The sequence below is a fragment of the Brevundimonas sp. genome, assembly GCF_023259385.1.
Lineage (GTDB): Bacteria > Pseudomonadota > Alphaproteobacteria > Caulobacterales > Caulobacteraceae > Brevundimonas.
This window is the reverse complement of sequence record NZ_JAHFPF010000127.1, coordinates 1-9,783: the sequence shown is the minus strand read 5'-3', so window position 1 is coordinate 9,783 and position 9,783 is coordinate 1. Positions and strand designations below refer to the sequence as shown.

Annotated in this window: 12 protein-coding genes and 1 other RNA gene; 3 read left to right on the top strand and 10 right to left on the bottom strand. The window is 69.3% G+C overall.

Annotation, left to right across the window (positions count from 1 at the left end):
• Positions 1-206: 206 nt before the first annotated feature.
• From Q0C81_RS10820 to Q0C81_RS10785, 8 genes are all read right to left on the bottom strand, one after another.
• Positions 207-860: a hypothetical protein gene (locus tag Q0C81_RS10820; RefSeq protein WP_291837407.1), complete on the bottom strand. Its 654-nt coding sequence runs from the start codon at positions 858-860 to the stop codon at positions 207-209.
• A 9-nt stretch (positions 861-869) separates the two neighbouring features.
• Positions 870-1,058 carry a helix-turn-helix transcriptional regulator gene (locus Q0C81_RS10815; protein ID WP_291837405.1) on the bottom strand — a complete coding sequence of 63 codons (189 nt, stop codon included), beginning with the start codon at positions 1,056-1,058 and terminating at the stop codon, positions 870-872.
• Between the two features lie 10 nt (positions 1,059-1,068).
• Positions 1,069-1,509 carry a hypothetical protein gene (locus tag Q0C81_RS10810; protein ID WP_291837403.1) on the bottom strand — a complete coding sequence of 147 codons (441 nt, stop codon included), beginning with the start codon at positions 1,507-1,509 and terminating at the stop codon, positions 1,069-1,071.
• An 89-nt stretch (positions 1,510-1,598) separates the two neighbouring features.
• Positions 1,599-2,864 (bottom strand): DNA recombination protein RmuC, encoded by a 1,266-nt coding sequence (locus Q0C81_RS10805; protein WP_291837401.1) that lies wholly within the window; start codon positions 2,862-2,864, stop codon positions 1,599-1,601.
• A 207-nt stretch (positions 2,865-3,071) separates the two neighbouring features.
• Entirely contained in the window at positions 3,072-3,320 is a 249-nt protein-coding gene (locus tag Q0C81_RS10800) for a hypothetical protein (RefSeq protein ID WP_291837399.1), read from the bottom strand.
• Positions 3,321-3,418: 98 nt separating this feature from the next.
• Positions 3,419-4,021, bottom strand: a complete 603-nt coding sequence (gene recR, locus Q0C81_RS10795; protein ID WP_291837397.1) for a recombination mediator RecR — start codon at positions 4,019-4,021, stop codon at positions 3,419-3,421.
• Positions 4,021-4,356 carry a CPCC family cysteine-rich protein gene (locus tag Q0C81_RS10790; protein ID WP_291837395.1) on the bottom strand — a complete coding sequence of 112 codons (336 nt, stop codon included), beginning with the start codon at positions 4,354-4,356 and terminating at the stop codon, positions 4,021-4,023. The genes recR and Q0C81_RS10790 overlap by 1 nt, the downstream gene beginning before the upstream one ends.
• Entirely contained in the window at positions 4,356-4,685 is a 330-nt protein-coding gene (locus tag Q0C81_RS10785) for a YbaB/EbfC family nucleoid-associated protein (RefSeq protein ID WP_291837392.1), read from the bottom strand. The genes Q0C81_RS10790 and Q0C81_RS10785 overlap by 1 nt, the downstream gene beginning before the upstream one ends.
• A gap of 161 nt (positions 4,686-4,846) precedes the next feature.
• Between Q0C81_RS10785 and Q0C81_RS10780 the strand changes: the two genes are divergently transcribed.
• A complete protein-coding gene (locus tag Q0C81_RS10780) occupies positions 4,847-5,461 on the top strand; it encodes a malonic semialdehyde reductase (protein ID WP_291837390.1) in 615 nt (204 codons plus the stop codon).
• A gap of 241 nt (positions 5,462-5,702) precedes the next feature.
• Positions 5,703-6,101, top strand: coding sequence for a hypothetical protein (locus tag Q0C81_RS10775; RefSeq protein WP_291837388.1), 399 nt, complete (start codon positions 5,703-5,705; stop codon positions 6,099-6,101).
• Positions 6,102-6,484: 383 nt separating this feature from the next.
• Here Q0C81_RS10775 and Q0C81_RS10770 read toward each other — a convergent pair whose 3' ends face one another.
• Together Q0C81_RS10770 and ffs are read right to left on the bottom strand one after the other, a co-directional pair.
• Positions 6,485-8,371, bottom strand: coding sequence for a DNA polymerase III subunit gamma/tau (locus Q0C81_RS10770; protein ID WP_291837386.1), 1,887 nt, complete (start codon positions 8,369-8,371; stop codon positions 6,485-6,487).
• A 160-nt stretch (positions 8,372-8,531) separates the two neighbouring features.
• An RNA gene (ffs, locus tag Q0C81_RS10765) (signal recognition particle sRNA small type) lies at positions 8,532-8,625 on the bottom strand.
• 57 nt (positions 8,626-8,682) lie between these two features.
• Here ffs and nudC point away from each other — a divergent pair.
• Complete coding sequence (gene nudC / locus Q0C81_RS10760) at positions 8,683-9,624, top strand: NAD(+) diphosphatase (protein ID WP_291837384.1); 942 nt, start codon at positions 8,683-8,685, stop codon at positions 9,622-9,624.
• Positions 9,625-9,783: the final 159 nt, after the last annotated feature.

Sequence of the window (9,783 nt, the reverse complement as noted above, 5' to 3'; positions counted from 1 at the left end):
GGGGCGCGGCGGCGACGGCGGGAGCGGCGGGAGCCGCAGCCTGGGCCAGCGCCGGAGCGGGCTGGAAGGCGATGGCGGCGGCCAGGCCCAGCCCTGCGGCGAGGCCGAAGACGGTGCGGCCGGTCAGGGCGGCGGTGGATTTCAGGTGCGAAGCGAGCGTCATCGGAACGGTCTCCTGGAGAAGGGCTGGATCGGGGAGGCGGGGATCAGGCGAGGCCGCGGCGGAAGGTCACGACCATCGACACGATGAGGTAGACGCTCATCAGGACGACATAGATGTCCCAGGCGGTGAGCGGCGGGGCGACCGCCAGGCGTTCGGCGGCGGCCCAGATGAAGAGCAGGCCCTGTCCCAGCCAGAAGGTCAGGGCGCCGGCCTCGACCACCACGCGGCGGAACAGCTCGTCGACCGAGCGGTAGAGGCGCAGGTTCAGCGCCGTGTGCAGCACCAGCAGAAGGCCGATCCCGGCGAGGGAGGCGGTCACCGGCAAGGCCAGGCCGGAGAGGATCATCGGCAGGATCATGATGATCCCCGACAGGCCCAGGACGGCGGACTGCCTGCGGGCGTCGCGGACCTCGTCATCGCCGGCCGGACCTTCCAGCTTGAGGACGCGGCCCAGGCTCCGGCGATAGAAGGAGGTGATGGCCGTGCCGAGGCAGCTGACCAGGAGCACCGCGGCGACCAGGCCGGCGACGATGTCGGCCCAGCGCAGGTCGGGCAGGTCCGGCTCGAGGCCGGGGAAGAGCTTGGCGGCGAACTGGCCGACGGCGTAGCCGACGGCGCCGAAGACGGCGCCCGCGAGGACGGCCTTGCTCAGCTGGCGGGCCCATTCGGGCGTGGAGGCGGGGAAGAGGCCGGACATCGCAGGCTCCTATTCCGAGAAGATGGATTCGATGGGCTGGTCGAAGACCCTGGCGATCTTGAAGGCCAGCGGCAGGGACGGGTCATAGCGGCCGGTCTCGAGCGCGTTGACGGTCTGGCGGGAGACGCCCAGCGCATCCGCCAGATCGGCCTGGCTCCAGTTGCGCTCGGCGCGCAGCACCTTGAGACGGTTGTTCATGACAGGGTCCTCACCGACGCTTCGCCCACCACACCGCCCAGGCGATGCAGTAGCCCACCACCTGACAGGTGAACATCAGGCTCATGCCCGCGACCAGGACGTCGTTGGGCGCCATGGCGCCGAGCCCCAGGTCGCCGTCCCGGTGCAGGGCGGTCAGCAGGAGGGCGCCGCCGACGAGCGCGCCGGAGCAGCCGCCCCACCACCAGGCCCATTTGTGGGCCTCGCGCGCGGCCTCGTCGATCCGGCGCCACCACCAGACGCAGAGGAACAGGGCCGCGGCCATGGCGGCGCCGTTGACGGCCAGCGACGCGGCCAGTCCCGGCGCGCCGGGAACCTCGCCGGCGAATACGCTGCCGACGCCAGCGAAGACGCCGACGAGGATGGACAGCCCGAACACGAGGCCGAAGGCGGCGACGCCGGTCAGGGGGCGTTTGGGTTTGGCGGACGGCATGACAAGCTCCCCTGTCTGTTTGACAAGGGTGTTTTACATCACCAGCGAGAGGTGTCAAGCGCCCTTGTCAATCGGCGCCGGGACCGGTCTCAGCCGCCTTCGGTCAGGCTGAGGCGGGCGCTGTCGGTGAGTTCGGGGCGGCTGAGGGTGCGGGGCGCCTGTTCGACGGGGGCGAGCTCGGGGATGTCCTTGCCCTCGTGGTCGACGTGCAGGTCCTCGAAGCGACGGGCCGAGACCATGACCTGGCTTTCCAGCGACCCGACGAACTGGTTGTAGCGGCCCACGGCGGCTTCCAGCGCCTTTCCGACCGATGCGGCATGGCCGCCCATGACCGAAAGGCGCTTGTAGAGCTCCTTGCCCAGCTTCGCGACCTCCTCGGCGTTCTTGGCCTGCTCCTCGGCGCGCCAGCCGTAGGCGACGGCCTTGCACAGGGCGAACAGGGTGGTGGGGGTCGCGATGAGCACGCGCGAGGCCATGGCCTGGGTGATCAGTTCGGGTTCGTGGTCCAGGGCGGCGGCGAGGAAGGACTCGCCCGGAACGAACATAACGACAACGTCCGGGCTGGGCTTGAACTGGTCCTGATAGGCCTTGGAGGCCAGCTGGCGCGCGTGGGTCTTCATGCTGGCCGCGATCCGGATCGAAGACGCCCGCGCCTGCGCCTCCTCGTCGCCGTCGGCGGGATCGTCGAAGGTCAGGGGGACCTTGGCGTCGATGATGAACATGCCGCCGCCGGGCATGCGGACGATGAAGTCGGGGCGTTTCTGGCGCCCTTCCTCGTCGGCGTAGGAGGACTGTTCCTCGAAATCGAAGCGGCCCGCCATGCCGGCGGCCTCCAGCACATTGCGGCAGGTCTGCTCGCCCCAGCGGCCGCGGCGGCCGGTGTTGCCGCGCAGGGCCTCGGTCAGCTTGCGCGCCTCGTCGCGGGTGGCGCTGGAGGCGGTCATCAGCTGGGCCAGCTGCTCCTTGAGTCCGCCGGTCTCTTCGACGCGGGTCTTCTCGAGAGCCGCGACCTGCTCCTGGAATTTCAGCAGGGTTTCGGCGACCGGCTTGAGCTGGGCCTCCATCCGTTGCTGGGCCATCAGCTCGCGGGTGTGGAAGGTCTCGTCGGTGCGCTTCAGCAGCGTCTCGGCCACCGTGTCGGCCTGCTCCCTCGCCTGGGCCTGGAGCAGGGCGGTCTGGGTGGCGGCCTGGTCCTCCGCATAGTGCAGACGGGCCTCGGTGGCGGCGAAGCGCTGCGACAGGTCCCAGGCGCGGGCGTCCGAGGCGGCCGCGCGGCGACGCTCCATCACCGCCCATGCGAGGGCGATGAGGGCGACGACGGAGGCGGCGAGGGCGGCGACGAGCGAGGCGTTCATGCTCCGTTCCTTATCCGGAGTCGGCGGCGGCGGCCATTCCGGACTGTGAAAAACACCGTCCGATGCGTCCGAAGCGTCCTGATCAGGCGTGGGTGAGGGTCCATTAGGGCACGATAGGCCGCCGGGACGTCAGAAACGGGCGCACCCTCAAATAAAAACGGCGGCCCCGTGAGGAGCCGCCGCGTCAGCACGAGGCCGGAGCCGAAGTCAGGGCGCGTCCGGCAAAGTCTCGCAGTAGGCCGTCCAGCTGGCCATACACGCCTCGTAGGCGGCCTCCTCCGGCGAACCCGGATCCGGAAGCTGGGGCCCGAGCGGCCCCTGAGGAATGCAGGCGTTGAACGCGTTGAACATGCACTGACGGTAGGTCTCCCGGGCGGCCTGGGCCTCGGATCCGGGAAGCGGGGCGACAAGTGCCGAAAGGGCGAGGGCGGCGGTAAGCGCGATCGTCTTCAACATGAAACCTCCTACAAGGGCCACTGCGGCCCGACGGGAGGCTCAACCTTGACGGTATTTGAGTCAAGAAATTCCCGCTTCAGGGGAATGTCGAATGCCCGTCAGGCCGGGCGTCGCGCCCGCAGGGCCTGGACGATGGTGCCGTCGTCCAGCCAGTCCAGCTCGCCGCCGACGGGGACGCCGCGGGCCAGGCTGGTGATCTCGACCTGGCCGCCCGCCAGTCGCTCGGCGATGTAGTGGGCGGTGGTCTGGCCGTCGACGGTGGCGGGCAGGGCCAGGACGACCTCGCGGGTCTCGCCGCCGCGCACGCGCCCGACCAGCTCGGCGATGCGCAGGGCGTCAGGGCCGACCCCGTCCAGCGCCGACAGCAGGCCGCCCAGCACGTGATACTTGCCCCGGAAGGCCCCCGACCGCTCCATGGCCCACAGGGCGCCGGCCTCCTCGACCACACAGATCAGGCCGTTGTCGCGGGACCCGTCCGAGCAGATGGAGCAGGGGTTGCGGGTGTCCGGCGCGCCGCAGACCGAGCAGGACGACACCTTCTCCGCCGTCTCCGCCAGGGAGGCGGCCAGCGGGACCAGCAGCTGGTCACGCTTCTTGAGCAGGGCCAGGGCGGCGCGGCGGGCCGAGCGGGGCCCCATGCCCGGGAGCTTGGCCAGCAGGCTGATCAGCCGCTCGATCTCGGGTCCGGCGGAGGCGGCCATCAGGTGCGCAGCCAGTAGGGTTCGGCGGCCGTCATGATCGGGCCGCCCTGCATGTCGCGGCCGTTCTCGAGCGGCCGCCATTCGGGATCCGGCTCGTCTTCGGCGGGCGCGCGGACGTGGGCTGAGAAGCGGGGATCGCTGACCCCGGCGCTGATGAAATACAGCTGCGCCTCGGCCAGGCTGACTGAATTGGCGCCGTCGCGCAGAAGGGGGTTGGCCAGCTGCTGCCCGTCGTCTTCCCACCAGCAGATGGGGCAGACTTGGAACGAGCCCCAGCCCTCAGCGAGCGTGCGGTAGCCGCAGCACGGGCATGTGGTCCCCTCCCCGCCGTGCATCAGAACAGCTTGGGCATGCCGGGAATGTTCATCCCCGCCATCGGACCGGCGGCCTCGCGCATCAGGGCGGCGTTGACCTCGTCCAGCCGGCGCTTGGCGTCGGCGTGGGCGGCGACGATCAGGTCGGCGAGGATTTCGGTGTCGCCGGGGACCATCAGACTGTCGTCGATGGTCACGGCGGTGATGTCGCCCGGCCCCTTCAGGGCCACGGTGACGAGGCCGCCGCCGGAACTGCCGGAGGCGGAGGTTTCAGCCATCTTGGCCTGGGCGTCCTGCAGCCTTTGCTGCATCTGCGCGGCCTGTTGCATCAGGGCGTTGAGGTCTTTCATGGCCCCTAGATAAGCGGTTCGCGCGCCCGGCGACAGGGGGCGGCGAAATGACGGATCCGCCATCTGCAACAGAAAGTGTTCCAGAGCCCTTGGCGCCGCCTTCAGGCCCTCCTATTTAGCACCCGCTGCTGTTGCAGTTCTATGCCTGGAGGGACCACACGATGGCCTTTGACGCTCTGCCCGACCGCGACGCCCCGCTTAACGAAGCGGCGCTGGCGCAACTCTTCACCGAAGCCCGCACCCGCAACGCCTGGACTGACCGTCCGGTGTCCGAGGCGCTGCTGCGCAAGCTGTACGACCTGACCAAATTCGGCCCGACGGCGGTGAACAACACCCCCGCTCGCTTTGTCTTCGTGACCTCGCCGGAGGCGAAGGCGCGCCTCGTGCCGCTGATGGCGGAAGGCAACCAGGCCAAGACCGCGCAGGCGCCGGTGACGGTGATCGTCGGCCAGGACCTGGATTTCCCCGAGCACCTGCCGACGCTGTTCCCCCACGCGCCGGGCGCGAAGGACTGGTTCGCCGATGAAGCGATGCGCCGCGAGAGCGCCTTCCGCAACGCCTCGCTTCAGGGCGGATACATGATCCTGGCCGCGCGGGCGCTGGGGCTGGACGTCGGCCCGATGTCGGGCTTCGACCCGGCCGCCGTGAAGGCCGAGTTCTTCCCGGACTCGAACGTCGAGCCGAACTTCATCATGAACATCGGCTACGGCTCGGACGAAAACCTGTTCCCGCGCTCGCCGCGGCTGGCGTTCGAAGAGGCTTCGGAGATCTTGTGAGGCAGTAGCCGTCGAGGCTCTTGTCATCCCGGCCGAAGCGAAGCGGAGAACCGGGCAGGCATGGAGCTCTCTTCCGACTGTCGCCCGGACAGCTGCTGACGCAGCTTCCGGGCGTCTCGCGTTTCAGGAGCGAGCGTCCGGATCACCGCTGCGGTGCGAGGGATGACCCGTGTTCCGGGCTGTCGCCGGCCAGCCCAAGAGCGGGCGCATTCGAAGGCCGCAATGGGTGGAAAGCGGACTTATGTGCCGTCTGCCCAGATCATCGCCGGACGGCTATCTTGGCATCATGACCCCTTACGTTTTTCAGGATCGGTTTGGGCAGGGCGAGTTCATAAAAGTCGTCGCGTCCGTGACTTTGTTGGCGACCGGCGACGGAGGACGAACCGGTCCAATCCGGGGGAGTTATCGGCCAAACCACAACTTCTTCGGGCCTGGTAACCGCGAGATGACCATCGGCTTCATTGATCTGCCAGAGGGTGTCGAAGTGCTGCCGGGGCAGTCGATTGAGACGCCTATCTCGTTCTGGTCATGGCCGCGCCTTGCCGCTGAAATCCATGCTGGCAGTGAGTGGACCATCCAAGAGGGTGCGAAGGTAGTGGGGTTCGGCAAGGTCCTCGAAGTGATCGGCAGCCCAACCTAAAGTCGGCAACGGGTCGGGAGCCGACCACCCCACTGGGCTAGAAAGCGGACTCCACTATTCAGGTGCCAAGCCTGCCTTGCGTAATTGCTTCATGCCGTTGAAGCCGTCAGGGGGAGGATGAGGGGACCACCACTTTGCTCCTGCCTCAATCCACCGGCGCCGCAAGACATTGTGGCTCAACACCCCATCGTCGTAGCGGAACTGAGTCCCGCAAGATGGGCAGATTTCTTGATACCAAGCGTTCTGCCCGTCCTCGAAGGACGGCAGCCTGGCGTCGTGAAAACCACAAACCGGACACGTGAAACCAAGCTTCATAGGCCAATCATCAGCCAGCGATCGAACGTCCGCAATGGGTCGAAAGCAGTCCCTGCCTCCCGCCTTACCTAGTCCTCGTCGTCCGCCTCGTCCGGGATGACCGGCAGGTCCACCGGCGCGGCGGTCGTGCGGATCTCGCCGATCTTCGCGCCGGGGAAGGCCTCCATGATCGCCTTGACGAAGGGATCGGCCTCGACCTCGGCGCGCTCTTCCGAGCGTTTGCGGCGGTCGATCTCGATGATGGTCTCGCCGCCGCCCTGGCCGTTGGCGGCGATCAGCCAGGTGCGGCCGGTCCATTCCCTGAGCCGGGCGGACAGTTTGCGGGCCAGGTCGATCGGCGCGCCCTGCACGCTCTCATAGGTGATGGCGCCGGGCTTGAAGGCCACGGGGCGGACGAAGCGCTGGACGTCCATCTGCAGGCCGACTTCGCGCTTCTCGCCGATCAGGGCCACGACCTGTTCGAAGGACTGGGGATCGGGCAGGGCCGGGGCCGCGACCGGGCGGGCGGCCAGCTGGGCCCCCAAACTGGCTTGGGCGCCGCCGCCTCCCCCGCCGCCCCCACCGCCGCGCGGGGCCGAGCCGCCGCCGACGGGGTCGCCGTCGCGCAGGGCCTTCAGAGCCTCTTCCGGTCCCGGAAGGTCGGCCGCATAGGCCAGGCGGATGATGGCCATCTCCACCGCGTCGGCGGGATTGGGCGCGCGCCGGACCTCGTCCAGCGCCTTGAGCAGCATCTGCCAGACCCGGGCCAGCGTGCCCGCCGAGATGACCGCGCCCAGCGCCGTCAGCTTCTGGGCCTGATCATTGGGCAGGCGGGTGGCGTTGGGGCCCAGCATCTTGGCCACCGAGGCGGCGTGGCAATGCTCCAGCAGGTCGTTGGTCACCTGCACCGGATCGGCGCCGTAGCCATACAGGGTGCGGAACAGCTCCAGCGCCTCGGGCGTGCGGCCCGCCATGATGGATTCGAACAGGGCGATGGTCTGGGTGCGGTCGGCCAGACCGAGCATGTCGCGCACGATCTCGGTCTTGACCGTCTCGCCGCGCTCGCCCTGGACCAGGGCCTGATCCAGCAGGCTGAGGCCGTCGCGGACCGAGCCCTCGGCGGCGCGCGAGATCAGGGCCAGGGCTTCCTGCTCGATCTTCATGCCCTCGCGGTCGGCGACGCGGCCTAGGTGCTCGACCAGGATCTCGGGCTCGACCCGGCGCAGGTCGAAGCGCTGGCAGCGCGACAGGATGGTCACCGGCACCTTGCGGATCTCGGTGGTGGCGAAGATGAATTTGGCGTGGGGCGGCGGCTCCTCCAGCGTCTTCAGCAGGGCGTTGAACGCCTGCGTCGACAGCATGTGGACCTCGTCCAGGACGTAGACCTTGTAGCGGGCCTCGACCGGGGCGTAGCGGACGCTTTCCAGGATGTCGCGGATGTCGTTGACGCCGGTGTGCGACGCCGCGTCCATCTCCATGACGTCCATGTGCTGGCCGGCCATGATGGCGGCGTCGTGCCGGCCGTGGGCGGTCAGCTCCAGCGAGGGCCGGTCGATGGCGTCGGTCTCGTTGTTCAGGGCGCGGGCCAGCAGGCGGGCCGTGGTCGTCTTGCCGACCCCCCGCACGCCGGTCAGCATGAAGGCGTGGGCGAGGCGGCCGGTGGCGAAGGCGTTGGTCAGGGTGCGGACCATGGCCTCCTGGCCGATCAGGTCCTCGAAGGTGCGCGGCCGGTATTTGCGGGCCAGCACCTGATAGGCGGCGCCGTCGTTCTCATGCGCCGGCTGGTCGGCCGCGAGCGCGGGCTTCGGCGGCGAAGGCGCGGCGGCCTCGGCCAGGGCGACCTCCTTCTCGGACTCGGGAGCCACGGGCGGAGCGCCGAACATGTCCTCGGTATTGGGGTCGCGCTCTTCCGCCGCCCCGTCCGGGGCGTCCTCGTCCCACGGGGGGCCTTCGAGACTCGGGTCGATGTCGCTCATGGGATTGTCTTAGCGTGGGCGAAGAGATTCCGGGAGGGCGGATGTGCGTCCAGCGCCCCCACCACCGGCTTCGCCGGCCGTCCCCTCCTCCAAGGGAAAGGAATTGCGTTCAAGCAGCGTGCGACCGCGTCGCGAGCGTTCGCGCACTCAACAATGTGGAGAAGGTGGAGACCGCGACCCGAAGGGGAATTCGTTGTGGCTGCTGCCTTCCGGCCCTGACCAGATTGGCGAAGCCTTCGCCCGCGATCTCCGATCGGGGATATGACGATTCCGGCTCGCGGATGCAAGCGCCGCCTTGCTAGAACACCGCCATGCCCCTCCCCGCCCTGAACACCTTCGCCGGCAATCCGCTCGATCGGGCGGGTGACCGGCGCAACGATCCCGAATGGCTGATCGAGCAGGCGGCCAATCCCGAAGCGCTGGCGCTGGTCATGTGGCAGGGCAAGCCGCTGGTCGAGGACCATGCCGAGGGACCGCGCCTGCAATGGCTGGCGCTGAACCACGCCCGGGCCGTGGTCCCGGATCGCGAGGTCTTTCTCGGCCTGTGGAAGGCGGCCCCGGTGTTCGCCGTCGAGGTCGAGGGGCCGGTCGATCCGACGGCCGGGCCGCTGCAGGGGCTGGGCGTCTTCCCCGAGATGCGCGAGGCGGCGGGCATGCTGTCGGACGCCGACGCGGCCATGGCCGGACTGGCCAAGAGCCTGTTCGACTGGCGCGCGCGGCACGGCTTCTGCGCCGCCTGCGGCCAGGCCAGCGACACGGCCTCGGGCGGCTGGAAGCGCATCTGCCCGGCCTGCGGGACCGAGCATTTCCCCCGCGTCGATCCGGTCACCATCATGCTGGCGATCTACAAGGGCGGGCCGGAGCCGAAATGTCTGCTGGGCCGCCAGGCGGCCTGGCCGGAGGGCCGGATGTCGGCGCTGGCGGGGTTCCTGGAGCCCGGCGAGACCATCGAGGAAGGCTGCGCCCGCGAGATCGAGGAGGAGGCCGGCCTGACGGTGACGGCGGTCCGCTATCACTCCAGCCAGCCCTGGCCCTTCCCGTCCCAGCTGATGATCGGCCTGTTCGCCGACGTGGATTCGGACGACGCCCGGCCGGACCAGACGGAGCTGGAGGCGGTGGCCTGGCTGACACGGCAGGAGGCGGCCGACGTGCTGGCCGGCCGCCATCCCTCGATCAAGGCTCCGCCGAAGATCGCCATCGCCCGCAGCCTGCTGCAGGCCTGGGTCGACGGCGCCGACGATCAGGCCGCCTGACGGGCGCCCCGGATCGCGAAGACCTGCAGGCCGGCGAAGACCGCCACCGCCGCCGCCTGAGCCAGGACGAAGGCGACGCCCAGCGCGTTCGGCTGCAGCCAGCCCAGCACCAGGGTCATGACGCTCTCGATCGCCCACAGGGCGTTGACCGCGATGACG

What these genes read in the sequence shown, in the direction of transcription:
- Q0C81_RS10810 (WP_291837403.1), bottom strand. Translation starts at nt 1,509, where the DNA reads ATGCCGTCCGCCAAACCCAAACGCCCCCTGACCGGCGTCGCCGCCTTC.
- Q0C81_RS10780 (WP_291837390.1), top strand. Translation starts at nt 4,847, where the DNA reads ATGGCCTTTGACGCTCTGCCCGACCGCGACGCCCCGCTTAACGAAGCG.
- Q0C81_RS10820 (WP_291837407.1), bottom strand. Translation starts at nt 860, where the DNA reads ATGTCCGGCCTCTTCCCCGCCTCCACGCCCGAATGGGCCCGCCAGCTG.
- Q0C81_RS10790 (WP_291837395.1), bottom strand. Translation starts at nt 4,356, where the DNA reads ATGCACGGCGGGGAGGGGACCACATGCCCGTGCTGCGGCTACCGCACG.
- Q0C81_RS10805 (WP_291837401.1), bottom strand. Translation starts at nt 2,864, where the DNA reads ATGAACGCCTCGCTCGTCGCCGCCCTCGCCGCCTCCGTCGTCGCCCTC.
- recR (WP_291837397.1), bottom strand. Translation starts at nt 4,021, where the DNA reads ATGGCCGCCTCCGCCGGACCCGAGATCGAGCGGCTGATCAGCCTGCTG.
- Q0C81_RS10775 (WP_291837388.1), top strand. Translation starts at nt 5,703, where the DNA reads ATGTGCCGTCTGCCCAGATCATCGCCGGACGGCTATCTTGGCATCATG.
- Q0C81_RS10770 (WP_291837386.1), bottom strand. Translation starts at nt 8,371, where the DNA reads ATGAGCGACATCGACCCGAGTCTCGAAGGCCCCCCGTGGGACGAGGAC.
- nudC (WP_291837384.1), top strand. Translation starts at nt 8,683, where the DNA reads ATGCCCCTCCCCGCCCTGAACACCTTCGCCGGCAATCCGCTCGATCGG.
- Q0C81_RS10800 (WP_291837399.1), bottom strand. Translation starts at nt 3,320, where the DNA reads ATGTTGAAGACGATCGCGCTTACCGCCGCCCTCGCCCTTTCGGCACTT.
- Q0C81_RS10785 (WP_291837392.1), bottom strand. Translation starts at nt 4,685, where the DNA reads ATGAAAGACCTCAACGCCCTGATGCAACAGGCCGCGCAGATGCAGCAA.
- Q0C81_RS10815 (WP_291837405.1), bottom strand. Translation starts at nt 1,058, where the DNA reads ATGAACAACCGTCTCAAGGTGCTGCGCGCCGAGCGCAACTGGAGCCAG.